Genomic DNA, 25,844 nt, shown 5'->3' on the forward strand with positions numbered 1-25,844 from the left:
AGTCTGAAATGCGCTATAATTTTTATGGTTTAATGTTGTAGTTTTCATAATTACATTATACCAAAAAATGCGTCGGATTTATCCGGCGCATTTTATTTTTGAAAACTAATCCAGATTATCTATCCGGGTCAGCCCCTTTTCTTATTTTTTCATTAATTGTGAAATATTGTCATTGCTCATAAGACTGCTCATTAAGCAGGCACCATCAGCACCGGTATGGAGAACTTGGGATATATTGGTTTCATTGATTCCTCCAATTGCATAAACGGGTATGTTTACTGAGGAAATCACATTTTGAAGAAATTCCAGTCCTCTTCCTGGTAATCCTTTTTTGCAGTCTGTTTCAAATATATGACCCACAATAATATAGCTACATCCTAGTACCTCAGCTTCTTTTGCTTCTTCTACACTATGACAGGAAGCACCAAGTACTAGAAATGATGATCTTTCTTTTTTAGACATACTTCGTAAAAGAGGAAGCGGAAGATGAATGGCATTCATCTTAAGAGAAGTGGCTACAGAAGAAAAGCTATGCAAAATACATTTCACATTATACTTTTTACAAATTGATATCACTTGTGATGCTAATTCTAGATAATCTTCTGGAGTCATATCTTTTTCACGAAGTATGATTGCTTTAGGATGATAAGATGCGATATGGATAATTCTTGTTAAGAAGTCTTCTTTACAAAGGTGTCGATTGGTGATGCAAACAATATTAGACATCGATATAATCATTTAATACCGGCTGTAATCCTTCACCGGACATATCCTCATACATTTTTTTGAAGCTGCGATTATCATTGATTTCAAATTGTTCATCGCCTTTAGCTTCATTGTTATTTTTACCAGTATACTTCGCTTCATGATCACCAATACCTGTAGAAACACCAGCTGACACCTTTGTGGCTGCAATCATTACAATCCCATTTCTAAATTCTGCACTTTCACGTGAAGAGACTGTTATTCCTGCAAATGGCAAGAAGATACGATAGGCGCAAAGCACTTGACATAACTGTTTTTCTCCTACATCCAATGGATTGATTTTGTCATTATTGATGATTGGTCTTAATCTTGGACATGATAAAGACATTTCCGCATGTGGATATTTACGTTGCAGATAATAGACATGAAGCGCAGTTGCGAGAGCATCTTTTCTAAAATCGGATAAGCCTAGAAGAGCGGAGAAAGCTACTCCTCGCATTCCTCCACGTAAGGCGCGTTCTTGCGCATCAAAGCGGTATGGCCATACGCGTTTATGTCCAAGAAGATGCAATGTTTCATATTTATCGCTATCATATGTTTCTTGAAAGACTGTTACATAATCTGCGCCACATTCATGTAGATACTTATATTCATCAGTATTGACAGGATAAATTTCAAGTCCGACCATACGAAAATACTTTTTTGCCAGCTTGCACGCTTCTCCGATATAGTGAACATCGCTTTGTCCTCTGCTTTCACCAGTAAGAATGAGGATTTCTTCCATGCCAGAGTTGGCTATAACTTCCATTTCATTTTCAATCTGTTCCCTGTTAAGCTTCATACGATGGATGTGATTGTAGCAGTTAAAACCGCAATACACACAGTAGTTCTCACAGTAATTTGCGATATATAAAGGGGTAAACAAGTAAACTGTATTTCCGAAATGTTTACTTGTTTCAAGTCTTGCTTTCTGAGCCATTTGTTCCAAATAGGGCTCTGCCGCAGGCGAAAGCAAGGCCTTGAAATCCTCAATTGAACATGTGTCATGATGTAATGCTCTAAGTACATCTTGTTTTGTATATTGCGTATAATCATAGCTATTCATTGCTTCAATTACTTTTGAACAGACATCTGATTCAATGATTTCCATTCCCGGAAGATATTCCATGTGATTCTTGCGATAAGATGGATCAGTTTCTAGTCTATGTTTTTTCTTGAGCGCTGCGGATGAAAGGTGCTTGGAGTCTACGTAAAATTGATTTTCCATTTTGTCTTCTCCTTAGTCTCGCAAGAATCCTGTCAATGGATCAGAAGCAGAAGCACCACGATTGATGACACGTCCAAGACCTGACAGATACGCCTTTCGTCCTGCTTCTACGGCCTGATTGAACGCTGAAGCCATCAATGGCAGATCTCCCGCTGTCGCAATTGCAGTATTCGCCATAATTGCAGAAGCCCCCATCTCCATAGCTGCACACGCCTCTGATGGCTTACCGATTCCTGCATCTACGATAATAGGAAGATCAATTTCATCAATAAGAATCTGAATAAAATCCTTAGTCGATAAACCCTTATTTGATCCAATCGGCGATGCCAAAGGCATAATCGCAGCGGCTCCCGCCGCAGCTAAATCACGAGCGACATTAAGATCAGGATACATATAGGGCAACACTACAAATCCTTCTTTCGCAAGGATTTGTGTTGCCTTGATTGTCTCTTGATTATCTGGCAAAAGATACTTTGTATCTCGCATGATTTCTATTTTAATGAAGTCACCACATCCCAGTTCTCTTGCGAGTCGGGCAATGCGCACAGCTTCCTTTGCATTTCTTGCACCTGATGTATTAGGAATAAGAGTTACCCCTTTAGGAATATAGTCTAAAATATTTTCATGTTCCTTCGTATTGGCACGACGAATGGCAAGAGTAATCATTTCTGCTCCTGCATCTTTCACTGCCGCATCAATAAGTTTCATTGAATATTTTCCCGACCCTAATATAAAACGGGAATTAAACTCATGCCCACCGATGATGAGCTTATCATTATTTATCATAAATATACCTTCTTTCTATTCACCTGCAAGAATCCGCAGGATTGTATGCGCCTGATGAGCAGCGCAAAGCATCACTCTAGAAGATACTAATCCCATCGTATTCTTTACATCGCTGACTTCATCACCACATAAATAAAATCTATTTGTCAATTTTCTAGTCTTAATAAGATTAGGTGAGCCCATGCCAGCCATACCAGATGCAGCTACCACATAACAATCAGGTAGCTTTTCTAAAACACCATTGACTAACATGGCCTTACAAGATGGATCATCAAAAGCTTCACACACGATATCTGCATCTTTAAGAAGACTTACAATATTATCTTCTGTAATCTTTTCATTGATTGCCTCAATATCAATATAAGGAGCAACCTCCAAGATATTTTCTAAAAGAGCTTCCGTCTTATTACAACCAATCTGATTCACTTTATAGCACTGACGATGCAGATTCGTCATATCTACTTGATCAAAGTCAATCAGTATAAGCTTTCCCACACCTGCTCTCGCTAATGCGATCGCAATATGTGAACCAAGACCTGCTAATCCACAAATCGCAACTGTCGCATTAGAAAATTGTTCATACAAGGAAAGACCAATACGATTGATCAAAGCCTCTCTCCATTCTTGTTTTAAACTCATTTACCCACCTCCTACGAAGCTGACAATTTCTACAACATCTTCATCTTTAAGAATGGTCTTATCATACATTGACTTTAAGACAATCTCTTCATTGCGTTCTACCGCAATGACCCTAAGATCGTAATCTGTTGACTTCAGAAATTCAGATATGCTTTCTCCTGCAATATCCAATTCCTTGCCGTTGACCTTCACCATAATTACACCCCCATAAAAAAGAGAAATATCCTATTTGGACATTTCTCATGATCTACACACAATTCCCTACGCTGGCATTATCCAAATCAGGTATAAGGGTCGAAGTTGATAACTTCCTCTCAGCCTGCACACAAGCTCCCCACTTCTATTGTAAAAAAGACGACACCTTATGATGCCGCCTAAAATCCTAGTAAATGACTTCCTACGACGGCATTATCCGCATCAGGTTATAGGGTCGAAGTTCGATCACTTCCTCTCAGCCTGCTTACAAGCTCCCCTGTATTTCTTTTATATGATATATCTAAATCAATAAAAAGGCAATAGAAAAGGAAATCCTATAGATTTCCTTTTCATGGTTATTTGTTTTTAAGTAAATCTCTAATTTCTTCAAGTAAAACAATATCGTCTGGTTTTACTGCTTCTTCAGGTTTACTTTCTTCTTCTTTCTTAAGTTTATCCTTTGCTTTATTAATTGATTTAACAATTAAGAAAATACATAAGGCAAGCAATAGGAAGTTGATGAATGAAGATACAAAAGCGCCATATTTAATAGAAACAGTTCCAGCTGGTCCAATTGACATTTTGAAGACAGCTTCATCTAAGCTATCCGGAATTTTAATAATTCCTGAGATGACACCCATTAGCATATTTACTAATGCAGTAACAACATCTTTTAAAGCACCACCTAAGATGACACCGACTGCCATATCAATGACGTTTCCAGTAAAAGCAAACTCTTTAAATTCTTTCCATAAGTTTTTCATAAAATACCTCCCTGCACATAATTATATCAAATCTTATCAATTTGAAAAGCATTTCACTCTATTAACCTAAAACTACATCTAGAATCATCATTAATGTGAATCCTATCGCAAATCCCATTGTCGCAATATTCGAATGTTTACCAACATTGGCACTTGGAATAAGTTCTTCGATGACCACATAGATCATGGCACCTGCCGCAAATGATAAGAAATACGGCAATAATGGGATAGTAATTGATGTTAATGCAATAACGAGTAATCCTCCCAATGGTTCAACCAGACCTGAAGCTGTTCCCATCAGGAAGGCTTTCATTTTACTTACACCTTCTGCTTTTAATGGCATAGAGATGATTGCTCCTTCAGGAAAGTTCTGTATTGCGATACCAATGGATAATGCTAACGCGGACATAAGTGTCATTGTCGATGTTCCAGACGCAATTCCGGCAAGAACAACACCCACTGCCATTCCTTCAGGGAAATTATGAAGCGTTACAGCTAAAACCATCATTGTGGTTTTCTGAAGCTTAGCTTTTATTCCTTCTGGTTCATCACTTTCAATATGAAGATGAGGTACAATATGATCTAGTACAAGCAAGAATAAGACTCCTAACATGAATCCTACTGCTGCTGGCATGACACGCCATTTTCCCATCTTTTCTGACATTTCTATTGCTGGAATAAGCAATGACCAGGCTGAAGCCGCAACCATGACACCTGCCGCAAATCCTAGCAATGCTTTTTCTAATTTTTTATTCATAGCCTCTTTCATAAAGAATACCATCGCACTTCCGAGCGTAGTACCCAATACCGGAATAAGAAGGCCTATTAGTATATAATTATTCATAATTTTTTTCCTCCCTATCTCTAGTATAGGGATTTTTGTATTTTATACCAACAATATGCAAAAAAAGAGCATAAATGCTCTTTTATCCTAGATATGCTTCTTTTACACGTGAATTATTAGCAACATCTGCTGCTTTACCAGAAACAGTGATTGTTCCTGTTTCTAGAACATATGCTTTATCCGCAATCTTTAATGCTTTAGAGGCATTTTGTTCTACAAGAAGAACAGTTACACCTTCTTCTTTATTGATTGTCTTGATGATATCAAAGATTTCATTGACAAGAATTGGTGAAAGCCCCATTGATGGCTCATCAAGCAATAATAGCTTTGGTTTACTCATCAAGGCACGTCCCATTGCAAGCATCTGTTGTTCACCACCGGATAATGTACCGGCAAGCTGTTTCTTACGTTCTTCAAGTCTTGGGAATAGAGAGTAGATATGCTGGATATCATCTTCTATCTTGTTGTCATCTCTTAAGAATGCACCCATTTCAAGATTATCTTCTACAGAAAGCTGTGCAAAGATACGTCTTCCTTCTGGTACCTGAGCTAAGTTTAATCCAACAATCTTATGGGCAGGCATTTTAGAAATATCCTTGCCATCAAAGATGATCTCACCACTCTTGCTTGAAATAAGTGAACTGATCGCATGAAGCGTTGATGTTTTACCAGCACCATTGGCTCCGATTAAAGCAACGATTTCTCCTTCTTCTACTTCAAAAGAGACATCTTTAATCGCATGAATGACACCGTAGTTTACATTTAAATCTTTTACTTTAAGTAACATGCAATACCCCCTATTCTTCACTACCTAAATAGGCTGCTACTACTTCTGGATTATTTCTGATTTCATCTGGTGAACCAAATGCTAAAACTGTACCAAAGTTTAATACACAGATCTTCTCACAAATACCCATGACAAGTTTCATATCATGTTCAATAAGAAGAATAGAAATATCAAATTTCTTTCTAATTAAAGCAATTGTTTCCATCAATTCTGCTGTTTCAGTTGGGTTCATCCCTGCAGCAGGTTCATCCAATAATAATAATTTAGGAGAAGTTGCCAAGGCTCTGGCAATTTCTAGCTGACGCTGTTTCCCATAAGGAAGATTGGATGCCTTAACATCCGCAAATTCTTCAAGACCAAATACTGACAATAGCTCTCTGGCTTTCTGATCCATTTTTTCTTCTCCCTTAAAATAGCTAGGAAGATGTAAAATAGATGATAATAATGAATATTCATGAGAATGATGAAGACCAACTTTTACATTATCAATAACACTCATCTCCTTGAAAAGACGAATATTCTGAAATGTTCTAGCAATTCCCATCTGGGTAATCTGCGTTGGTGATTTTTTATTTAGACTTACACCATCAAGTAAGATTTTACCGCTTGTTGGTTTATACACCCCTGTCAACAAGTTGAAGATCGTTGTCTTACCTGCACCATTAGGTCCAATAAGACCAAATAATTGACCTTCTCCAATTTCAAAGTTGAACTCATCAACGGCTTTAAGTCCACCGAATTGAATACCCAATCCGGATGTTTTTAATAATGGTTTCATAGTGACTCCTCCTTCCCTTTCTTATTCAAGAATGGAATCATACGTTTTAATGCAATACCTGCATCACTATGTTTAAGTAACATTGCTGCAATTAATACGATTGCATAAATTAACATACGATAGTTAGAGAAGCTGATTAATAATGAAGGAACAACTGTTAAGGCGATAGCCGCAATAATTGAACCTGGCAAGCTTCCCATTCCGCCTAATACGACCATAACAAGGATTTCTACTGATTTGTTATAATCGAAATATTTAGGAACAAGAACTGGAATGTAATGTGAATAAAGTGCCCCTGCTGCTCCCGCAAAGAATGCAGAAATAACGAAGGCTAAGATTTTATAGTAAGTAATGTTGATACCTGATAATTCTGAAGCTGTTTCATCTTCTTTTACTGAGATGATTGCACGTCCATGACGAGAATGAACGATACTGTAAACCACAAAAATTGTTAATGCAGCAATCAAGTAAACAAAAGTAAAGTTTGTTTCATGAGGTGTACCAATTAACCCTCTTGAACCATTAGTGATCTTCAAGTTAACAATGATAACACGAATGATTTCATTGAATGCTAAAGTGATGATACAAAGATAATCACCTTTTAATCTTAAAGAAGGAACACCTACGACAATACCGATGAGTGCTGCTGCAAGAGCACCGATAAGAAGTGTCAATAAGAATGGCCACTGATAATAGATACTTAAAATAGCTGAAACATAAGCACCTACAGCCATGAATCCGGCATGTCCTAATGTCAACTGACCTAAGTAGCCAGTAGCTAAGTTCAATGATACAGCCAGTACAATATTAATACCGCAAAGCATAATAATACCTGACCAGAAACTATTTAAGATGCCAAGTGACATCAGCAATGTTAATACAATATATGGAATCGCCGCCATAAGAAGGGCTAAAATAAGCGATTTTACTAACTTCTTTTTCATGCGCTATACCTTCTCTCTTACGTTCTTTCCAAATAAACCAGCTGGTTTAATCAATAAAATAAGAATCAAGATACCAAATACAATAGCATCAGAGAAATCTGATGAGATATATGAGATAGTCAATGATTCAGCAACCCCGATCATAAGTCCACCGACCATGGCACCAGGAATGCTACCAATTCCTCCAAGTACTGCCGCAATGAAGGCCTTAATTCCTAGCATTGCACCAATATATGGATTAATAAGTGAGAACTTTGCCCCATAGATGACACCTGCTACAGCACCTAATCCAGAACCAATCGCAAAAGCTAAAGAGATAGTTGAAGAAACATTGATTCCCATAAGCTGTGCTGCTCCAGCATCTTCTGAAACGGCACGCATTGCTTTCCCCATTTTTGTCTTATGAATAAAGAATAACAATGCACCAGTACAGACACCTGAAATAATTAATGTAATTAATGTGATATATGTGATATGCAAACCACCAAGATGGAATGAACCTTGTGGCATGATATCAGGGAATGTTTTTCCTGATGATGTAAAGATCAAGTAGAAAACATTCTGTAATAAATAAGAAACACCGATAGCTGTGATCAATACTTCCAATGATCCTTTACCACGTAGTGGCTTATAAGCTACCTTTTCAGTAATAACACCTAATGCGGCAGTCAATACAACAGAAAGAGCGATTGCTGCAACAGGAGGTAATCCTAAGCTTGAGATACCTACTAGTGCAAAATAAGAAGAGGCCATGATGATTTCACCATGAGCGAAGTTGATCATCTTCCCAATGCCGTATACCATTGTATATCCAATTGCAACCAGTGCATACATACTACCGGTTGATAATCCATTGATAATCTGATTAATAAAATCCATAGAGAACTCCTTTCAATAATACTAAAGGGAGAGTATATGCTCTCCCTAATCATACTTCCTTATGAAACAGTGACATACTTTCCATTCTTAACTGTTACGGTAACCATTTCCTTCTGTGGATCATGATACTCATTGTATTTGAATCCACCACATGCTGCTTCATCATTTGTAACAGTGATTTTAGCAAGCTGTTCATTGATCTTATCTGGATCAGTAGATTTAGCAGCATTGATTGCTTTCATCATAACAGTTACAGCATCATATTCCATTGCAGCAAACATGTTAGGCATTGTATTATACTTCTTCTGATAAGCATCGATAAATTCTTTTGCTGGACCAGAAGTTGCATCTTTATTAAATCCTGATACATAGTAAGTATTTTCGAAGTTTTTAGCATTTACACCTTTAACTCCAAGGATACCATCCCATCCATCTCCACCAAATAGTGGAACGTTAATACCAGCATCTCTTAACTGTTTTGTAATAGTAACAACTGATTCATAGTAATCTGGAAGATAAACTGAATCACATCCACTAGCTTTGATCTTAGAAATGAAAGTAGAGAAATCTTTAGTGTTGGCATTGTATGCTCCACTATAAACAACATTAACATTCTGATTTTTAGCTTCTTTTTCAAATGAAGCATCAAGACCTGCAGAGTAGTCTAATTCTTTGTTATAAAGAATTGCAACTTTTCTAAAGTTAAATTTAGTATTACAAAGTTTAGCTAAATAAGTACCAGCATATGAATCATTAGTACAGATTCTAAATACATTCTTATAAGCTTTCTTTGTAGATGAATCAATAGTAATGTTATCTCCTGTACCTGATGGTGTAAGAATTGGAGTAGACTTAGCTTTTGAAGCATTAGCAACGGCTAAACATGAAGCAGTAGTAACTGGTGAAAGAACTGCTGTTACATTGTCATCATCGACAAGCTTGTTGTAAGCATTGACCGCTTCAGTTGCATCAGCTTTATCATCATAAGCCTTAATAGTAATCTTAGTACCATTTTCTTTGTTATACTTTTCAACTGCTAATTCCAATGCATTCTTAACAGCTGTTCCATACTGAGATGCATCACCAGTCAATGGACCAATGAAACCAAAGATTGGATTCTTTACAGTAGTCTTTGTCTGGTTTGTACTTGAACATCCCACAAGCATTGCTGCCACTGCAGCAAATGCACATAATTTTTTAAATCTCATAACTATCCCCTCTTTTTCTGATTTGTTATTTTAATTATAGATACATTCTATCGAATTTCAAGAACTTTGCAACACTTTTTTATAGAATATCTAAAAAAATTAAATAATTTTCGTTTATTGAAACAAAAAAGAGTAGCGATGCTACTCTGTAAAAATTCTTTTTAATTGTATCTTAAAGACTGTTTTATAGCCTTCTAATGAATCTAATTCTATCGTACCACCATGTAATTCAATGATACGTTTGGCAATGCTCATACCTAGTCCTGTCCCTTTTCCCGAAGTTCTCGCTTCATTTGTTGTAACGAAAGCATCGAAGATACGTTCTCCGACCTCTTCAGAGATACCTACTCCATCATCAGCGTAGATGATAGTAATCTTATCATTCTTCTCATTGACACTGTAGTAGATCTTGGTACCTACTACATTATATTTCAATGAATTATTTAACAGATTATCCAAGGCGCGTGGGAATAGATTCAAGTCTATCTTGGCAAGTTCTATATCATCTGGAATATCTGTTTCAACACGGAAACCTTTAAGACTGATTTCTTCATTTTTAGAGTAGATGTAGTCTCTAAACCATTCATGAAGATCTACTTCAGTTAAATTAAGATGATATTCAGGATGCTCCATTCTTGTATAGGCAAACAGTGTATCCATCAAACTAGCACTCGCATTGGCTTTGACAGCTAGGGTCTGAAGATACTGTTCCTGTTTTTCTTCAGGAACGACATGATCTGCCAATGCTTTTGCATACCCTTGAATGACGGTCAACGGTGTCTTTAGATCATGGGAAAGATCGACGATGACACGCTGTCTTTCAGCATTGGCTTTTTCTTTTTCCTGTTCACTTATTTCAAGTTCATTCATTAAATCTTCGAAGGTATCTACGACATAGAGGAACTCTCTTGGCATCTCATCTTTATCTATTTTTTGTGGTTCTCCTTTTGAATAAGAAAGCATCGCTTTATTTAATGGCTGGATACTCTTCTTGATCTTTCTATCAAAAAGCATTGTCTGAATAAAAATAATGATGATGATCAATAAGATAGGAATAGGAATGAATCTTAGAAGCTTATCTTCTAGGTTGCTATAATCCTCTTCTTTAAATGTTGGATTAATAAACACGAAGACGCGTCTCTTTCCTTTTTTATTGACATACTCATACTTGGAAACAGTAAATTCATTTTTTTCACTATCTATGAATTTACCGCTTATTAAATTAAATTCATAGGGAGAAAGTGAGGACTTATTGAATAAGTTACCTTCTACTACACGAAGATTATTATCTAAAATCGCATATCCTGTCGACTGCAATGTTCCATCCTTGATCTTCTTGACTTTCTGCACATAGAATCCATTCTTATATTTTCCAGATTCATATTGAGTAATGGAGTAGCTGTATCCTGAATTGTATCTTTCAATTAATTCAAGATCAACGGCTCTGATATCATCTTTTACGGATTCATTGGATGAATAGATGACATCATTATCATCATTGAAGACAATAAAGGAACACTTCTTAAATGATTCAATGGGAATATTTGAAAAATGTTCGGAGATGATATCATCTTTATATTTTAAGACATCATCCATATCAGTGAAGGCGATGTCTAGCATGTAGGCATAAATTAACATGAAGCCCAGAAAAACAGCTAATATTAATACTGAGAAGACTGTGAAATGTACAACACTTGTTCTAATAAAGCTTTTTTTCTTGAAAAAACTCATGTATTATCCTCCTTGCCTAAGATTTCATCTTTAGCATACTGCATACGCTGATCGAGTTCTTTACACATTGTGGCACATGTTTTCATTTCATCTTTTAATAAGATGAGCTGTTCATCTGTTAAATCTTTATGATAGCGTAGCTTATGTTCAAGACTTGCCCAAAAATCCATCGCAATAGTTCTTAGCTGTACTTCTACTTTCATCATCTTTTTTCCTGTAGATAAGAAAATAGGGATTTCTATAAGAAGATGCAAAGAGCGATATCCGCTCTTCTTAGGATTTTTAATATAGTCTTTTCTTTCTACTAGAACAACGTCATCTTGTGAAAGAAAATATGATTCTAATACGTAGATATCTTTTTCAAAAGAACAGATGACACGTACACCTGCTACATCAAAGACATTCTCTTCCATTGATTTTAAAGTTAAAGGAAAACCTTTGTTTTTTAGTTTACGTAAAATACTGTCATATGACTTAATTCTTGTCTTAATGCTTTCAATGGGGTTTCCATCATACAATAAGGCAAACTGTTCATTTAGAACCTTAAATTTTGTTTCTACTTCCATTAAAGCACAGCGATAGTATGAGAAGAGTTCATCTACTGGTTCAATCTTTACTTGGAAGGTTTCAAGAAACCTGTTTAATGCTAAATCTCTAATTATCATTTTTATACCTCTAATCGATTAGTGTCTTTATTTCTTCTTGTTTACAAGAAATAAAGCCCTGGATCATCTCTGATGATCCTCCTCCCTTTCCTCCGTGGCTTACAAGCTTATCAAGCAATTCTTTCATATCTAATGAAGCAGAAGATAATATATAGCGATATCCTCTTTGATCATTTCCAACAAATACGCCAGCGTAGCGTGTTGCTTTCTTTTTTAGCTTATTAACAGCTTCACGCTGAACAGCTGTTTCCATTTGTTCTTCAAATAGAAGAATGCTTTCTCCTTCACAATGACTGATTTTTTCTGAAAGAGCATCACTTTGCACTTTTCTGATTTCACTTTCAAGTCTGCTGTTTTTATCTTGTAAGTTCTTTACATGCTTTACAAGTGACTCCTGGTTAGCGGAAAGCATACCATAAAGAGACTGGGCATTTTCATAGTCTTTTCTTATATAGTTAAAGGCTCTTATGCCACATTCTAAAAAGACTCTGATGCCACCTTTATAGTTCATATGACTGATGATCTTCATCATGCCAATTTCCCCTGTTGATTTAACATGAGGAGCGCAACATGCACATAGATCATATCCTTCAATATCGACAAGGCGCACATCGCCCTTGATTTCTTTTTTTGAACGATAATCCAATGTTTCAAGCGTCTTTCTGTCAGGATAAAAACAAGTAATAGTCTTATTCTGATAGATGGCCTTATTGACCTCTACTTCTATTTCTTTTAATGCTTCATCACTTATTGGTCCATTGAAATCTACTGTCATTTCATGGACTCCTAGATGAAAGCCAACATTATCATATCCAAATTTCTTATGCACGATACCACTGAAGATATGTTCTCCACTATGGCATTGCATATTTGAAAAACGAAAATCCCAATCAATCTGACCATGAACATGGTCTCCTACATGAAAAGGATGATTCTTTATTTCATGAATGATCATATCTCCTTCTTCTTGTACATCAGTTACCTTCTTTCCCTCAATAAAGCCTCGATCGGCACACTGTCCACCAGCTTCTGGGAAAAAGATTGTATTATCAAGGATAATATGATCTTGATCACACTCAATAACCTCTGCTTCAAAAGAAGTCTTATATGGATATTTTTCATAAGTTCTAATACTCACTCGTATTCACCTCAGTCCCTATTATACAAAAAACAAGACTAGATAACTAGCCTTGTCTTGATTCTAAGTATTCCCTAATAATGACTCTCTCATCCATTGGATACTTCTTGCCTTTAATTTCCTGATAATCTTCATGACCTTTACCTGCAAGAACAATAATATCTCCTGGTTCACCATGTTCAATAACATAAGCGATAGCTTCTCTACGATCAGGTATTTCTACATACTGACCATCAGTCTTAGCCATACCAATTTCAATATCTTTGATAATATCCATTGGATCTTCGTCTCTTGGGTTATCAGAAGTAATAACTGTTAAATCAGCTAATCTTCCTGAAACTTCACCCATCTCATATCTTCTTAATTTACTGCGGTTACCACCACATCCAAATAATACAACTAAACGATGTGGATGATAGTCTTTCAATGTAGTAAGAAGGCTTTCTAAGCCAAAGGCATTATGTGCATAGTCAATCATTAATGTGAAATCATCTGACACCTTGACCATTTCAATTCTTCCTTTTGCCTTTGCATGAAGCAATGCTTCCTGCATATCTTCTTTATTGACATTAAAGTGAGCACAGATTGCCATTGCGGTTAAAGCATTATAAACACTGAATTTACCTGGTGTTGGTATTTCTACATGAAGATCAATTAACCCTTTCGCATCAAATGAAATACCCAATTCCCCTGGTTTCTTGATTAAATCAAGATTTTCAGCTCTCAAGTCCGCATTTTCATGTAAACCAAAAGTTTCTAGTTCACAAGTATGACCTTCTAATACAGTCTTGTAGTGTGCATCATCACAGTTGACAATACCCTTCTTGCACTGCTTAAACAATAATCCTTTACAATGCATATAATGTTCAAATGAAGGATGTTCATTTGGTCCAATATGATCTTCAGAGATATTAGTAAGAATACCGATCTCAAATGTAAATCCCTGTGTTCTATGCAACATTAATGCCTGGGAAGAGACTTCCATAACAACAACTTGAATACCAGCCTCTACCATATCCTTAAAAGTCTTCTGTAATACATAAGATTCTGGTGTTGTATTCACTGAAGGAATATGTACATCTCCAATAATTGTTTCCACAGTACCAATCAATCCTACTTTATAGCCAGCATGTTCAAGAATGGATTTTACCATATAGGAAGTTGTCGTCTTTCCTTTTGTACCAGTAATCCCAATAACCTTCAATGAAGATGCAGGATGCCCATAATAGCTTGCCGCAACAAATGCCATCGCATATCTTGTACTTTCTACCTTGATGATTGTGACATCTTCTTCTACTTCTACATCACGTTCTACAAGAATAGCCTTAGCTCCTTTTTTAATGACATCGCTAATGGCATCATGTCCATCAAAATGAACGCCTTTTACACAGACGAACAATGATCCTGGTGTCACTTTTCTATTATCGTAAATGACATCAGTGACATCGCACTCTTCTCCTTTTATAATTTCATAGTTAACACCTTTTAATAATTCTTTTATTGAATACATAGATGTCTATCCTCTCTTTCATACAAAATTATAATACAACGAGAAGAATTGTGAAGTCAAAAAAAAGCAGTGAGAACTCTAACTCACTGCAGCGTCGATAATATTTTAATAGGGAGTTTTTTGATTTTACTGAAGTAAATATATGAAAGTTTTGTGAACATAGTATTAACTCAAACAAAAAGACAGAATCTTTTAGATTCTGCCCTTTTGTTTGTCGAAAATATTATAAAGAGAGTCTGAACTTCTTTACAGGTGTTACTATAACATGTCTATAAAAGAAAAGCACGCATAAATAGACATTTTTATAAAAAGAAAAGAAAAAGGGGTTTTTGTACATTTTATCGTAATAATTTAGTTACATTTGTCACTTGATGTAATTAACATTTATCATTTTATTTGATTCCATAACATCTTCAAAAAGCTGCATCACTAAATCTTGATAGGAGGCAGGTAATTCCTCAACATTCTTTATTGTTAACACTGTTGGTTCTCCTATTTCACATAGTACATCATACAAGGCATCAAGATTGTTGCCATAATAGTCAGGAAGAGGCAGTTTTCTAAAAGCATTATGTAGATCTTGGGCTGTATAGACATGATCAAAATTAATAATATACTCCATATTCTACTCCTCAAATGTTATTTTGGTAAAAGTCTGATAGTGATCATCCGTATAATAAATCACAAAATCTTTTGAATAGATCAATCGCTTCTTGCCTCGCGATTTTTTATGCAATGTATCGATATCACATTCTTTATAAGAATCAACCGGAAGACGACGTTCATAATTGCCAAAGCGATCTCCACCTATGCATCCATTTTTTACATAGTAGTCAAGACCACCACCACGCCAGCCCTTTTGTCTGGCTTGATTCTTCGTAATAAAATTCTTTGGCAATTTCCTATAAGTATGAAGATACAGTGACACATCTCCTTTAGATGTGTAGATCCCATCATAATCAATTTTCTCTTTAACTGTTGCTTGACAGGCTGTTAATGCTATAAAGAGACTTAATAAAAGAAACTTGATTTTCATTGATATTCCTCCTTCTTTTATTCTAACAAAAAAGATTTGCGTTTTAAAAAGCAAATCTTTATAAAATTAAATAGACAAAATAGATAGCGTATGCAATAAGCATTGTGATCCCGCCCCATCTAGAAAGTTCATGGTCTTTAAAGACACATAAATAAAGCAGGACACATGCGACAATTGCTACAATGCTGTCGATGATAAACTTTGACTGGTAAGCCACCGGTGTAATTATGGCGCTTGTCCCAATAACGAATAAGATATTGAAGATATTCGAACCAACAATATTACCAATAGCGATATCGGCCTTTCCACGTTTAGCTGCAGTAACAGAAGTCACCAATTCAGGAAGAGATGTTCCCAATGCGACAATGGTTAATCCGATAATACGTTCACTTACTCCAAAGTATTTTGCGATACCACTTGCTCCATCAACCGCAAAGTTAGAACCTAGAACAACGATAACGATTCCAATGACTGTTAAGAATAATAGAATAGGAATAGTACGTAAGTGGGCAATCTGATCTTCCTCTTCTGCTTCGATAAAACCTTTCTTAGTCATTATGAACAAGTAAGACAAGTAGGCAATAAACAATGCCCATAAGATTAATCCACCTTTAATGCCAATGACTTCATTTTGAAGTCCAATAATTGAAAAGATAATAGACACAGCGATCATGAATGGCAATTCATATTTGACAGTTGTCTCTTTGATAAGTAATGGGGTAATACATGATGTCACACCCAAGATGATCAATATATTAAGAATATTAGAGCCAAGAACATTTCCTACAGCGATATCTACGCTTCCCTTTAATGCAGAAGTGATGGATACAGCTGCTTCAGGGGCACTTGTTCCCATCGCAACGATGGTTAACCCTACTACAAGAGCAGGAATTCCTAATCTTTTAGCGATGCCGCTCGCACCTTCTACAAGCCAGTCCGCACCTTTGATAAGCATTAAAAACCCTAAGATCAAAAGCCCTATGTTTTTTATTAACAGTATCATTTTTCTTTTTCCTTTCCTTTTAACAATGCAATAAGCTGATGATACTCATCACTTATTTCTTCTTTATTTAAAACATATTCATGTTTTCTTTTTTCTTTATAATGTTCAAGATAATAAAGCACTTTTTCATAATAAAATTTAGCTTCCTCTAAATAGCCAAGTCTCATCAGATCATAAGCTAAGTCATGTGTGGATACAGCCAAGTAATGACGTTCTCCTTCATGACTGTACTTCTTTTCATAATAAGCAGAAATATCAAAACATTTTCTAAAGTAATCCAATGATTGCTTTTCATCTAATTCTTCAAGGACATATCCCATATGTCGGTAAGCTAAGGATAAAGAGTAATGAGAACTTACACTCTGATATTCATCATGAAGCTTTTCTCTGATCGCAAGATCTTTTTCAAAATACTCTTTAGCTAGATTATATTCTGATTTATTCATATAGACCCAACCGATATTCATATAGGCAATCCCTACTTCAGCTTTTCTGACATAGATATCTGTACGTTTTTCTATATCTAAGTTGAGTGATAGGGATTCTTTATAATAAGCTAAAGCCTGATCTATATTATGTAGCTTCTCATTGACTTTTCCTAACTTCTTTAAGATAATCGCTACACTAAACAGGTCATCATCGCTGTTGCTTAGAGCGTCTTCTTTTTCTAATTGATAAACTTCTTCATAATAATAAAGAGCATCCTTGTACTTTTCTCTTAAAAAAGCAATATTTCCCTTTTGTTCAGAGGCAATAATATAGCTTTCACGATAGTTAGGATCTTTCTTGTACAGTTCGCTAAATAGTTCATAGGCTTCATCATAAAGTAGACTCGCCTGTTTTAGACTATCCTGATCACCTAACTGTTCATAGCGATTTCCCATCTGTCTAAGTGAAATACCATAGTTGTATTTATTATCCAATGATGGATCTTCATCGAGTAACATCTTAAAGATATCTTTTTCTATATTATGATAATAAAGCGATAATTCTATACGCTGATCATCACTATCGATATTATCAAGGTCTTCAATGGTATCAATAGAAGCATAATGTAAACCTATCTTTTCAGCGATATGGGCTTTTTCATAGTTATTTTCAAGATGACAATCTTCATATTGCTTAAAGAGCGCCAATGTGTAATTGAGCGCTTCTTTTTCAAAGTCATCCCCTAGTTTTTCGTAGACTCTAATGACATCTTCTAAGCCTACTAAAACATTGCGTTTATTATCCTCATTAGGATTGTTAATTGCGACTTCTTCAAGAATAGTCTTTTCTCTTAAATAGGGATCAATACTGCGAGGGAGATCCACTTTTTCAAGAAAGTGTCCATATTCCTGATAAGTGATGGCTAAATCGACATTCTCTTCTTCATTGCGATCTTTCTTACGCCATAAGCGCCATAATAATTCACAATAGAGATCATCTATTTCTTTAATGAAAGACTGATTTTCTAATGAAATATAGTAGGTGATGAGTCTTTCATTTAAAAGCATATCTTCAATTGTAAGAATGTGATCGAAGCTATCATTAAGATAATCATGAAGTTCACTTAATGACATAATATCGATAGGCTCTTCTCTGGTTTCCTGATCACCAATACCATTTGGTCCTACCCATGCATAAGTAATGAGCAGTTTATGGTGAGTGGGATCAAGGGTGATCATATTTAATTCTTTTACTAATGTTGGATTTGTATCTATATCATTGATAAAGAGGATAAATTCTTCCATATATCTCACCTTAATGTATATAAGTCATAATCAAATATGCCACGTAACAAGCAATCATGCCTGATACAGCGACGAATATGAGACTCTTATTGCGAAATGCAAAATAGAAAGCGACAGTGGCACCCGCAAGTGATTCATAAAGATGAGGAGTCGCATGAAAAATACCTGGGAATGTCAAGGCACCAAGAGCTGCATAAGGCAGATAATAAAGCAAGGATTGAAGATATGGTGATTCAATTTTCTTGCGATAAAATGTAAGTGGCAGAAATCTTGGAATATAGCTAAAAGCCGCCATGATCAATACACCAATTAAATAGTAGATCATACTTTCTCCTCCTTTGGATAAAGCTTAGCACCAACTGCGGCAGAAATAAGAATGGATGCGATCAGCTTAAATCCATCTCCCATAAATGCAAAAAGTGGTACGTAGTGCAATAGACAATGCAATGCAACTGATAACACAACAACGACTGCAACCTCTTTTGATTTACGTGAAGGAGGTACGATAAGCGCTAAGAACATGCCGTATAAAGCAATACCCATAGCTCCTTGTACACTTGCTGGCAACAGATCCATAATAAGTTCACCACATAATGAACCCAATCCCCACCCTAAAAATGGTAGTGTCATCAGCCCCGCCATATAGGAAAAAGTAAGTGGCTGGGACTCTAGACTGGCAATGGCGAATGTTTCATCGGTTACGACAAATGAGATGAGAAGACGTTGTAATGTTGTCATCTTTTCTTCAATCTTCTGGGAAAGAGAAAGTGACATTAAGAAGTAGCGGGCATTGATCATTAACAATGTTAACGCAATTTCAAAGTATGTGGATTGACTTAACATTAAGTTCACTCCCGCAAACTGCCCTGAAGATGTAACGTTTGTAAAAGAAATCAATGTTGCAAGTCCAAGGGGCAGCTGATGTGAGACGCATAGTACGCCAAAAGAAAATGAGACTGGGAAATAGCCTAATGCGATAGGAATTCCCTTTTTTAATCCTGTTTTATATGTAAGCATAATTATTCACCTGTATAAAATATAGAGGAAAAGCATCTATTATGCAAGAATCTTATTTCACCATTTCTAACACATCTTCTAAAGAAGGGACAACCGCAATGAGATGCTCTTCTTTCATTTCACTTAAATCAATAAGATCAGGGACTCCAATGACATCAATGCCAGCGGCATTGGCTGCTTTGATACCGTTTTTTGAGTCTTCTAATACAACGCATTCTTCTGCTTGATGATTGTATAAAGAAAGAGCCCTCAGATATATATCTGGATTGGGTTTAGAATATTTGACATGATCTCCACAGACTTTCTTATCAATCCAATGCGAAAGATGTCCTTTCGCAAGGGCTCTTTCTACTCCTTCTTCAAAAGTAGAAGAAACAAGGATGATATCATAATCATGTTCATATAAATAAGAAAGCAGCTTTTCTGCGCCTTTCTTTTGTTTTAAGTCGTGATCTTTTAGATAGTCTTTAAGCATAAGTGCTTTTTCTTCTTCATGGCGATTAAGAAAATCTGGATCACCAGTCATCTCTTTAGCAATCATTCTTGCCTGATCACCCGATGTTCCAATTACTTTTGTGATAAGGTCTTCATGTTCATTGAGATGATATTTATCAAAGATCTTATGCCAGAGTTTTACATGTAAAGCTTCTGTATCTAAAAGCAGTCCGTCCATATCAAATAAAAATACGTTTTTATTTTTTAGCATACTTTTCTCCTTTAAAAAGAAGGAATCTTATTCAGATTCCTTCTTATCAATGATTCCTTCAAATTGAGGATTATAAATGAGACGATCTTCTTCTTCATTTAATAATTCCTGATATTTGACATTTAATTCATTATAGCCTTTTACAAGACCATTGTATTTATTCTGGAATAATTCCAATGCGCCAATGTAGTCATCCATCTTATCTGTAACATGGTCAAAGGCACCTTGTACTCTTGCCAATGAAGATCTGATCTTCTTGTTTTCTTCATCAATGGCCTGTTTTTCTTCATTGATCTGTGAATAACGAGATTTGATGTTTTCAAGTTCTTCTTTAAGAACAGGGTTTTCCTGCTTGAAGGCATCAACTTGTTCACCTAGAAGAGATACTTCACTTCTAAGTTTCTGATTCATTTCTCTAAAACGCATATTGTTCTTGGCAGCTTCTTTGTTGCCTTCTTCTAATTTAACATTTTCATTCTTTAATTCTTCATTTTCTGTCTTTAATGAATCATTTTCTTTTGATAATGCTTCGTTTTCTTCTTTAAGTTTAGCATTTTCACTGTCAAGTTTAGGCTGACGTACTTTAAATGCCTCATTATCCTTAGATAACTCTTCATTTTTAGACATAAGTGATGTATTCACGCTTACAAGAGAAGCATTCTTATTCTTAAGATCCGCATTCTCTTTCTTTAATTCTGGAACCTGCTGGTTGAAGGCCTTGTTGGCTTCTTCCAATGTTTCATTAATAGATTTTAATTCTCTATTGTCACTATCGAACTTATGGTTCACTTCAGCCAATGACTGATTTTCTTCTGCCATACGCTCAATATTGCTCATAGCAGCAGTCTTTTCTTCTTCTAATGTAGAAACCTGGTTTTCTAATGTTTCATTTTCTGCTTCTAATTTAAGCTTTAAGGCATTAAGATCCTGTGTTTCTTTAGATAATTCTTCATTCTGACTTCTTAATAATGAAAGCGCAGCTTCCTGTTTTTCTTTTTCCTGAGATAAAGAAAGATTATTATTCTGTAAAGCTTCTACTTCTGCCTTTAACGCATCCAATGTATCAAGCTGTTTATGTCTTTCTTCTTCTAAAGCTGTTTTTGCAAGAGTCAATGATTCTACTGCATCTTCCTGTTCTTTCTTTTCATCAAGCAATGAAAGATTGCGACTCTTTAATGTTTCTTTTTCTTCTTCAAGAGCCTTTAATTCCTCTGTTGCCTTCAATACATCTTTACGAGCAGTTTCTAATTCTTCATTTGCTTTTTCTGCATTAGCTTTAATCTCTTCATAGTCATTTTCTAATGCACTATATTTATCCTGCACTTCTCTTAATGAACGCAATTCTTCCTTATTGGCTCTCACAATCTGATCAAGCATTGTGTTCTTTAACTTTAATGCATTGTTTTCTGAAGTAATCTTAGCAACATTCTCCATTAATTCAGTATTCTTGACAACTGTTGCTTCAGCACTCTCTTTCATTCTTTCCATTTCTTCATGGGCAGAACTCTTAGATTCATTTAATTTTGCATTTTCTTCTTTTAATGAAGAAATCTGTTCTCCAAGATTTGTCATTTCTTCAGTAGCTAAACGCTTATCTGTCATAAGTTTATCGTTATCTACTTTTAAAGTGGACATTTCATTTTCTAATGAAGTTAACAGTTCATCTACACTTTCTTTATCCGAAGATAGTTTTTCTTTTTCTTCTTTTAAGGAGGCTAACTCCTGTTCTAATGAAGCTAATGCATCATTTGTATGTTGCTTTTCTTCATTTAATGATGAAAGTTCTTTTTCTAATTGAGATAGACTTTCACTAGACTGTGTATATTTTACAGATAAAGATTCTTTTTCTTCTTTCAAACTAGCAACTTCTGACTGTAAAGCTGATAAAGATTCACTTGCTTTCACATTTTCAGATGAAAGTGACTCATTTTCTTCTTTTAATGAAGAAACAGTACTTTCTAATTCAGACACTGTTTCACTTGTGTGACTTTGTGAAGATGTAAGTTTATCATAATCTTCCTTTAATGAAGAAAGCTGTTCTTCTAATGAAGCACTCTTCTTTAAGGCTTCTTCTTTTTCTTCTTCAAGAGAAGAAATCTTTGATGTAGCCTCACTATTAGTAGACTTGGCATCATCATAGCTTGCCTTTAGACTATCAGTTTCTTTATATAAAGAATCATACTGATCCTTTAATGACTGGACCTGATTTTCTAATGATTTAAGCTGTTCATCTTTTGATGCATTTTCTTTTTTTAATATATCCAAGGAAGCTTCATCTATTTTTGGCTCATTCTTAAGAGACTCATATTCTCCTCTAAGATTTTGTACTTCAGCTCTTAAATCCTTATTTGAGTTCTCTAAAAGCGCCTTATCATCTTCTAATCTCTTATTAGCAGCCTTCAGGATATCATTCTGTTGCTTAACATCCTGTACTTTTTTAGTAATATCTTTAAGACGTGCTCTAATTTTTGTTTCAAAATCTTCTGGTGCCATAATGAGTTCCTCCTCTTATTTTTAACTTATTTACCATAAAGTTAGATTCATTATATCAAATAATCCATTAATAATCAAAAAAGACTCCTATTGAAATAAAAGCAGTGATCATCGATTAAATTCATCTTCCGTCCATCGCCTTAATAGAAGCGAACCGCTGGTATCCTGCTTTTTAGACTCAAAACGATAGGCTTCGCCTACGCTCTTTTTTAGATTGTAGAAATCAGACATGAGTTCATCTTTTAATGTGTGCATTGAAATATGACTTGTCCACTCATAGATCATATGTCTAATTGTTTCATTGCCTTCTTTATATAATTGAATAAGTCGGAAGATGCATTCTGTAGATGTAATTCTAATTTCTACAATATCATAATCATTTAGAACGAGAAAAATGTATGTCAATAATGTAAAGACATCACTGTAGCGTTTCTCCTTCATTAGAAGGGGGATATGCTTTTCCATAAATTCATAGAAATCATGATGAAATTTCAAAGATTTCTTAAAATCTAATTGAAACGGATATTTATTGAGTATCTCTTTTATCATTAATAAATACTGATCAATTGTTTTCATACACTCCCTCCTTTCTCTTTATTATATCAATAATAATGCATTCTTCCTACAAAAATTGATTTTAGTATTTCAATACATAGCGTACATGACTATGCAAAGAGGTAAAATGTTCTGGACATTGATTATGTTTCATATTAACAAGAAAAGAAGTCGCCTTGCCTCCCTTCCTTAAAATCAGATAAATCTGATGACATTTTCTTTTGGTCATATATGATCCCTGATCTTTTACATGAAATTGCTGGTGTGAAACAATACCTGACTTGTAGTAATCTTTTCCAAAATAAAGATATCTCTCACTCCCCTCAATAACACTTGTATAATAATGAAATCTTATTAGCTGCTTCACCTGTTTAGCAGGATCTTGAATAAGACTAAATGCGATCAATACACAAAATAAAAGCAGCCCAATCATAAAACGTTTCCCCATATTATTTTACTTCACTTGTCCCATCTTCATAATGAATTGTAATGCCTGGCTGCACATTATAGCAGTAGACACAAAACTGTATTTCCTGATCCTCAACGGATTTCCCTTCTAGCAGCACACCTTTTGCGAGTAGCTGATTGTCCTTATAAATAGGCGTAACCCTATACAAGACATGATGTGCAGTTCTTTTTATATAAGTTGCAACCTTGTTCTCCCATGGCAGCATTCCCTTTATATTAAGATAGCGTGTTCCTGTCATAAGATTCTTCCTATTGGCATTTTCAGCACCAATCTCATAAGCAATCAGGTGACAGCGATTATAAAGATAACCAGCAGGGTTATCAGAATTCCTGATTTCCTCATATCTTCTTTGATGCCATCCTGTTGGCTTTACCATCCCAATACTCTTTCTTTTTTCTTTAGGTAAAGTAGACATAGATGCATTAATAAATGCTTTCTGAACTCTTCCTAGATGATCTAAAGAAGAATATTCTTCAAAGTTCCCTTTACTATAATCTTCTTTATTAAAGAAAGGTTTATTATCATGAATAGTGACATAGGCCTTCCCGTTGAAAGAAGGAACCCCCTCTAATGTATAGCTTTCCTGATGAAAACAATAAGGACACTCTTTATATCCTAATAGTTCACATAGAATACGCATGCTTTCTTTCTTGTGAGAAAAAAGATGCTCACAGTATTCACTTTGATGAAAATAGCTTCCTCCTTCATTGTAGAAAACCATCTGCATTTCTTTTACATCATGAAAAAGAAGTCCACCTATCATGATCATCAATGATAAAATTCCCGTTAAAAGTTTTTTCTTCATAAATCTCACCTTGACGTATTCTAATACATCTTCATTAAAAATACCATAAATAAACTTACTTCTATCTACTTGATAAACAATGTATTTCTATATTAAAAAGCTAGTCTTTAAATAAAATTTTAAATATTATTCTTTTCTCTATTATAATGACAAAGATTTTACTATAATATATTTATACAAATAAAATATAAAAATGAATTGGAGGAAGAAATATGGCAAAACGTGTCAGTAAGTTTTTTAAGCTTGAAATGGTTCTTCTAAAGATCCTTCAAAACAAAGACAGATACGGTTATGAAATCGTACAGCTGTTGACGGAAGCATCGAATGGAAGAATCAACATTGCGGAAGGTACAATGTATCCTATTCTCTATAAGCTACTTGAAAGTGGTCAGATTACAGGGAAAAAGGTTTTAGTAGGGAAACGCCAAACTCGAATCTACTATCACATTGAACCTGAAGGATTAGAATATCTTAAGAAACTTGAAGGTGAATACAATGCTTTCAAAGAAGGCGTAGATCACCTTATTGCAGAAGTAAACAAGGGTACTTACTAGTTCCTGTTAACACAATTAACAAAAGTTCTTCATTTATTGATTGTTTTTTATTAATTCTGTTAACACTTGATTCCATTTTCTTGAACAGTTTGTCACAATCAATTATTGTGTAGGTGTCAAAGGAAAGGACGGTACAGAATTATGGATTATAAAACAATTGTAAGAAAGTCTCAGGAATCATATAATAGATTTTTCAATGATATTCACTATCTTCCTAAAGAAGAAGAAATCAGCGATATTACTATAGATATTGAAAACATGCAGGATAAGATTGCAGCAAAAGCTGCACAGGCTAAAGGTCATATCGCTTATCTTGAACAGGTGAAAAAAGAGATTGAAGATCAGGCAAAAGCTTCTGAAGAAGGTGTATTTACTAACGAACATAAGGACACAGAAGCAAAGCTTAATAAGATGTATGATGAATATGTAGAAGCAAATAAGAAACTATTTGCTTTACAGACTAAGATTGGTAAATTATTACATAAATAAAAGAAGGGGCTGACCCAGTAAAGTGATTTATGGATAATCACTGAGCTGGACCAGCTCTTTTTTTCTTTCTTTGACTCCCTACAGCCAGATAAAATCTGTTTACGGGCATTTAGACATAAAAAAACACCCATTTTTGGGCGCAAT

Annotated in this window: 29 protein-coding genes and 2 riboswitches; of the genes, 2 read left to right on the top strand and 27 right to left on the bottom strand. The window is 35.1% G+C overall.

Translation table 11 applies throughout. The features are described 5' to 3' along the window. Positions 1 to 141: 141 nt before the first annotated feature. From J6L95_RS10730 to J6L95_RS10860, 27 genes are all read right to left on the bottom strand, one after another. Complete coding sequence (locus tag J6L95_RS10730) at positions 142 to 726, bottom strand: thiamine phosphate synthase (protein ID WP_287459128.1); 585 nt, start codon at positions 724 to 726, stop codon at positions 142 to 144. Beyond that, positions 719 to 1,972 carry a 2-iminoacetate synthase ThiH gene (gene thiH, locus J6L95_RS10735; protein ID WP_287459129.1) on the bottom strand — a complete coding sequence of 418 codons (1,254 nt, stop codon included), beginning with the start codon at positions 1,970 to 1,972 and terminating at the stop codon, positions 719 to 721. The genes J6L95_RS10730 and thiH overlap by 8 nt, the downstream gene beginning before the upstream one ends. A 12-nt stretch (positions 1,973 to 1,984) precedes the next feature. Then, positions 1,985 to 2,758 carry a thiazole synthase gene (locus tag J6L95_RS10740; protein ID WP_287459130.1) on the bottom strand — a complete coding sequence of 258 codons (774 nt, stop codon included), beginning with the start codon at positions 2,756 to 2,758 and terminating at the stop codon, positions 1,985 to 1,987. A 15-nt stretch (positions 2,759 to 2,773) separates the two neighbouring features. Beyond that, positions 2,774 to 3,397 carry a thiamine biosynthesis protein ThiF gene (thiF, locus tag J6L95_RS10745; RefSeq protein ID WP_287459131.1) on the bottom strand — a complete coding sequence of 208 codons (624 nt, stop codon included), beginning with the start codon at positions 3,395 to 3,397 and terminating at the stop codon, positions 2,774 to 2,776. After that, entirely contained in the window at positions 3,398 to 3,592 is a 195-nt protein-coding gene (thiS, locus tag J6L95_RS10750; RefSeq protein WP_031590029.1) for a sulfur carrier protein ThiS, read from the bottom strand. Between the two features lie 46 nt (positions 3,593 to 3,638). Continuing rightward, a riboswitch (TPP riboswitch) is annotated at positions 3,639 to 3,744 on the bottom strand. Between the two features lie 30 nt (positions 3,745 to 3,774). Next, positions 3,775 to 3,881: riboswitch (TPP riboswitch) on the bottom strand. Positions 3,882 to 3,948: 67 nt separating this feature from the next. Then, complete coding sequence (mscL, locus tag J6L95_RS10755) at positions 3,949 to 4,356, bottom strand: large conductance mechanosensitive channel protein MscL (protein WP_287459132.1); 408 nt, start codon at positions 4,354 to 4,356, stop codon at positions 3,949 to 3,951. Positions 4,357 to 4,417: 61 nt separating this feature from the next. Then, positions 4,418 to 5,200 (bottom strand): ZIP family metal transporter, encoded by a 783-nt coding sequence (locus tag J6L95_RS10760; protein ID WP_287459133.1) that lies wholly within the window; start codon positions 5,198 to 5,200, stop codon positions 4,418 to 4,420. An 82-nt stretch (positions 5,201 to 5,282) separates the two neighbouring features. Further along, positions 5,283 to 5,987 carry an ABC transporter ATP-binding protein gene (locus tag J6L95_RS10765; RefSeq protein WP_029071497.1) on the bottom strand — a complete coding sequence of 235 codons (705 nt, stop codon included), beginning with the start codon at positions 5,985 to 5,987 and terminating at the stop codon, positions 5,283 to 5,285. A gap of 10 nt (positions 5,988 to 5,997) precedes the next feature. Continuing rightward, the gene (locus J6L95_RS10770; protein ID WP_029072707.1) at positions 5,998 to 6,765 is read right to left on the bottom strand and encodes an ABC transporter ATP-binding protein; all 768 of its coding nucleotides are present in this window, start codon (positions 6,763 to 6,765) and stop codon (positions 5,998 to 6,000) included. Then, a complete protein-coding gene (locus J6L95_RS10775; RefSeq protein WP_029071495.1) occupies positions 6,762 to 7,709 on the bottom strand; it encodes a branched-chain amino acid ABC transporter permease in 948 nt (315 codons plus the stop codon). Before J6L95_RS10775 ends, J6L95_RS10770 begins: the two co-directional genes overlap by 4 nt. A 3-nt stretch (positions 7,710 to 7,712) precedes the next feature. Beyond that, positions 7,713 to 8,588: a branched-chain amino acid ABC transporter permease gene (locus J6L95_RS10780; RefSeq protein ID WP_287459134.1), complete on the bottom strand. Its 876-nt coding sequence runs from the start codon at positions 8,586 to 8,588 to the stop codon at positions 7,713 to 7,715. A gap of 59 nt (positions 8,589 to 8,647) precedes the next feature. Next, positions 8,648 to 9,796 (bottom strand): ABC transporter substrate-binding protein, encoded by a 1,149-nt coding sequence (locus J6L95_RS10785; RefSeq protein WP_287459135.1) that lies wholly within the window; start codon positions 9,794 to 9,796, stop codon positions 8,648 to 8,650. A gap of 141 nt (positions 9,797 to 9,937) precedes the next feature. Then, positions 9,938 to 11,527: a sensor histidine kinase gene (locus J6L95_RS10790; RefSeq protein WP_287459136.1), complete on the bottom strand. Its 1,590-nt coding sequence runs from the start codon at positions 11,525 to 11,527 to the stop codon at positions 9,938 to 9,940. Next, on the bottom strand, positions 11,524 to 12,192 hold the full coding sequence (locus J6L95_RS10795; RefSeq protein ID WP_074685722.1) for a GTP pyrophosphokinase: 669 nt from the start codon (positions 12,190 to 12,192) through the stop codon (positions 11,524 to 11,526). The genes J6L95_RS10790 and J6L95_RS10795 overlap by 4 nt, the downstream gene beginning before the upstream one ends. Before the next feature lie 10 nt (positions 12,193 to 12,202). Continuing rightward, positions 12,203 to 13,330, bottom strand: coding sequence for an alanyl-tRNA editing protein (locus J6L95_RS10800; RefSeq protein ID WP_287459138.1), 1,128 nt, complete (start codon positions 13,328 to 13,330; stop codon positions 12,203 to 12,205). A 46-nt stretch (positions 13,331 to 13,376) separates the two neighbouring features. Then, positions 13,377 to 14,840: a UDP-N-acetylmuramoyl-L-alanyl-D-glutamate--2,6-diaminopimelate ligase gene (locus tag J6L95_RS10805; protein WP_029072703.1), complete on the bottom strand. Its 1,464-nt coding sequence runs from the start codon at positions 14,838 to 14,840 to the stop codon at positions 13,377 to 13,379. Between the two features lie 364 nt (positions 14,841 to 15,204). Beyond that, on the bottom strand, positions 15,205 to 15,462 hold the full coding sequence (locus J6L95_RS10810; RefSeq protein WP_074685718.1) for a barstar family protein: 258 nt from the start codon (positions 15,460 to 15,462) through the stop codon (positions 15,205 to 15,207). A gap of 3 nt (positions 15,463 to 15,465) precedes the next feature. Next, a complete protein-coding gene (locus tag J6L95_RS10815) occupies positions 15,466 to 15,876 on the bottom strand; it encodes a ribonuclease domain-containing protein (RefSeq protein ID WP_035885090.1) in 411 nt (136 codons plus the stop codon). A gap of 58 nt (positions 15,877 to 15,934) precedes the next feature. Beyond that, the gene (locus tag J6L95_RS10820; RefSeq protein WP_287459140.1) at positions 15,935 to 16,879 is read right to left on the bottom strand and encodes a calcium/sodium antiporter; all 945 of its coding nucleotides are present in this window, start codon (positions 16,877 to 16,879) and stop codon (positions 15,935 to 15,937) included. Further along, positions 16,876 to 18,612: a tetratricopeptide repeat protein gene (locus J6L95_RS10825; RefSeq protein ID WP_287459142.1), complete on the bottom strand. Its 1,737-nt coding sequence runs from the start codon at positions 18,610 to 18,612 to the stop codon at positions 16,876 to 16,878. Before J6L95_RS10825 ends, J6L95_RS10820 begins: the two co-directional genes overlap by 4 nt. Positions 18,613 to 18,622: 10 nt before the next feature. Then, positions 18,623 to 18,937 (bottom strand): AzlD domain-containing protein, encoded by a 315-nt coding sequence (locus tag J6L95_RS10830; protein ID WP_029071485.1) that lies wholly within the window; start codon positions 18,935 to 18,937, stop codon positions 18,623 to 18,625. After that, positions 18,934 to 19,629, bottom strand: coding sequence for an AzlC family ABC transporter permease (locus J6L95_RS10835; RefSeq protein ID WP_287459143.1), 696 nt, complete (start codon positions 19,627 to 19,629; stop codon positions 18,934 to 18,936). Before J6L95_RS10835 ends, J6L95_RS10830 begins: the two co-directional genes overlap by 4 nt. A gap of 52 nt (positions 19,630 to 19,681) precedes the next feature. Then, entirely contained in the window at positions 19,682 to 20,335 is a 654-nt protein-coding gene (locus tag J6L95_RS10840) for an HAD family hydrolase (RefSeq protein WP_287459144.1), read from the bottom strand. 27 nt (positions 20,336 to 20,362) lie between these two features. Further along, the gene (locus J6L95_RS10845) at positions 20,363 to 22,828 is read right to left on the bottom strand and encodes a coiled-coil domain-containing protein (protein WP_287459145.1); all 2,466 of its coding nucleotides are present in this window, start codon (positions 22,826 to 22,828) and stop codon (positions 20,363 to 20,365) included. 108 nt (positions 22,829 to 22,936) lie between these two features. Next, positions 22,937 to 23,404, bottom strand: a complete 468-nt coding sequence (locus tag J6L95_RS10850) for a hypothetical protein (RefSeq protein ID WP_287459146.1) — start codon at positions 23,402 to 23,404, stop codon at positions 22,937 to 22,939. Between the two features lie 61 nt (positions 23,405 to 23,465). After that, on the bottom strand, positions 23,466 to 23,816 hold the full coding sequence (locus J6L95_RS10855) for a hypothetical protein (RefSeq protein WP_287459148.1): 351 nt from the start codon (positions 23,814 to 23,816) through the stop codon (positions 23,466 to 23,468). Between the two features lie 16 nt (positions 23,817 to 23,832). Then, entirely contained in the window at positions 23,833 to 24,657 is an 825-nt protein-coding gene (locus J6L95_RS10860) for a DNA/RNA non-specific endonuclease (protein ID WP_074623914.1), read from the bottom strand. A 212-nt stretch (positions 24,658 to 24,869) separates the two neighbouring features. Here J6L95_RS10860 and J6L95_RS10865 point away from each other — a divergent pair, with 212 nt between their 5' ends. Both J6L95_RS10865 and J6L95_RS10870 read left to right on the top strand, forming a co-directional pair. After that, positions 24,870 to 25,211 (top strand): PadR family transcriptional regulator, encoded by a 342-nt coding sequence (locus J6L95_RS10865; RefSeq protein ID WP_029071480.1) that lies wholly within the window; start codon positions 24,870 to 24,872, stop codon positions 25,209 to 25,211. Between the two features lie 141 nt (positions 25,212 to 25,352). Beyond that, positions 25,353 to 25,700, top strand: coding sequence for a hypothetical protein (locus J6L95_RS10870; protein ID WP_029072696.1), 348 nt, complete (start codon positions 25,353 to 25,355; stop codon positions 25,698 to 25,700). Positions 25,701 to 25,844: the final 144 nt, after the last annotated feature.

The organism is Kandleria sp. (assembly GCF_017934775.1).
Taxonomy (GTDB): Bacteria; Bacillota_I; Bacilli_A; order Erysipelotrichales; family Coprobacillaceae; genus Kandleria; species Kandleria vitulina.

Coding starts and splice junctions, on each gene's coding strand:
- J6L95_RS10730 (WP_287459128.1), bottom strand. CDS start 726: ATGTCTAATATTGTTTGCATCACCAATCGACACCTTTGTAAAGAAGAC.
- thiH (WP_287459129.1), bottom strand. CDS start 1,972: ATGGAAAATCAATTTTACGTAGACTCCAAGCACCTTTCATCCGCAGCG.
- J6L95_RS10740 (WP_287459130.1), bottom strand. CDS start 2,758: ATGATAAATAATGATAAGCTCATCATCGGTGGGCATGAGTTTAATTCC.
- thiF (WP_287459131.1), bottom strand. CDS start 3,397: ATGAGTTTAAAACAAGAATGGAGAGAGGCTTTGATCAATCGTATTGGT.
- thiS (WP_031590029.1), bottom strand. CDS start 3,592: ATGGTGAAGGTCAACGGCAAGGAATTGGATATTGCAGGAGAAAGCATA.
- mscL (WP_287459132.1), bottom strand. CDS start 4,356: ATGAAAAACTTATGGAAAGAATTTAAAGAGTTTGCTTTTACTGGAAAC.
- J6L95_RS10760 (WP_287459133.1), bottom strand. CDS start 5,200: ATGAATAATTATATACTAATAGGCCTTCTTATTCCGGTATTGGGTACT.
- J6L95_RS10765 (WP_029071497.1), bottom strand. CDS start 5,987: ATGTTACTTAAAGTAAAAGATTTAAATGTAAACTACGGTGTCATTCAT.
- J6L95_RS10770 (WP_029072707.1), bottom strand. CDS start 6,765: ATGAAACCATTATTAAAAACATCCGGATTGGGTATTCAATTCGGTGGA.
- J6L95_RS10775 (WP_029071495.1), bottom strand. CDS start 7,709: ATGAAAAAGAAGTTAGTAAAATCGCTTATTTTAGCCCTTCTTATGGCG.
- J6L95_RS10780 (WP_287459134.1), bottom strand. CDS start 8,588: ATGGATTTTATTAATCAGATTATCAATGGATTATCAACCGGTAGTATG.
- J6L95_RS10785 (WP_287459135.1), bottom strand. CDS start 9,796: ATGAGATTTAAAAAATTATGTGCATTTGCTGCAGTGGCAGCAATGCTT.
- J6L95_RS10790 (WP_287459136.1), bottom strand. CDS start 11,527: ATGAGTTTTTTCAAGAAAAAAAGCTTTATTAGAACAAGTGTTGTACAT.
- J6L95_RS10795 (WP_074685722.1), bottom strand. CDS start 12,192: ATGATAATTAGAGATTTAGCATTAAACAGGTTTCTTGAAACCTTCCAA.
- J6L95_RS10805 (WP_029072703.1), bottom strand. CDS start 14,840: ATGTATTCAATAAAAGAATTATTAAAAGGTGTTAACTATGAAATTATA.
- J6L95_RS10810 (WP_074685718.1), bottom strand. CDS start 15,462: ATGGAGTATATTATTAATTTTGATCATGTCTATACAGCCCAAGATCTA.
- J6L95_RS10815 (WP_035885090.1), bottom strand. CDS start 15,876: ATGAAAATCAAGTTTCTTTTATTAAGTCTCTTTATAGCATTAACAGCC.
- J6L95_RS10820 (WP_287459140.1), bottom strand. CDS start 16,879: ATGATACTGTTAATAAAAAACATAGGGCTTTTGATCTTAGGGTTTTTA.
- J6L95_RS10825 (WP_287459142.1), bottom strand. CDS start 18,612: ATGGAAGAATTTATCCTCTTTATCAATGATATAGATACAAATCCAACA.
- J6L95_RS10830 (WP_029071485.1), bottom strand. CDS start 18,937: ATGATCTACTATTTAATTGGTGTATTGATCATGGCGGCTTTTAGCTAT.
- J6L95_RS10835 (WP_287459143.1), bottom strand. CDS start 19,629: ATGCTTACATATAAAACAGGATTAAAAAAGGGAATTCCTATCGCATTA.
- J6L95_RS10840 (WP_287459144.1), bottom strand. CDS start 20,335: ATGCTAAAAAATAAAAACGTATTTTTATTTGATATGGACGGACTGCTT.
- J6L95_RS10845 (WP_287459145.1), bottom strand. CDS start 22,828: ATGGCACCAGAAGATTTTGAAACAAAAATTAGAGCACGTCTTAAAGAT.
- J6L95_RS10850 (WP_287459146.1), bottom strand. CDS start 23,404: ATGAAAACAATTGATCAGTATTTATTAATGATAAAAGAGATACTCAAT.
- J6L95_RS10855 (WP_287459148.1), bottom strand. CDS start 23,816: ATGATTGGGCTGCTTTTATTTTGTGTATTGATCGCATTTAGTCTTATT.
- J6L95_RS10860 (WP_074623914.1), bottom strand. CDS start 24,657: ATGAAGAAAAAACTTTTAACGGGAATTTTATCATTGATGATCATGATA.
- J6L95_RS10865 (WP_029071480.1), top strand. CDS start 24,870: ATGGCAAAACGTGTCAGTAAGTTTTTTAAGCTTGAAATGGTTCTTCTA.
- J6L95_RS10870 (WP_029072696.1), top strand. CDS start 25,353: ATGGATTATAAAACAATTGTAAGAAAGTCTCAGGAATCATATAATAGA.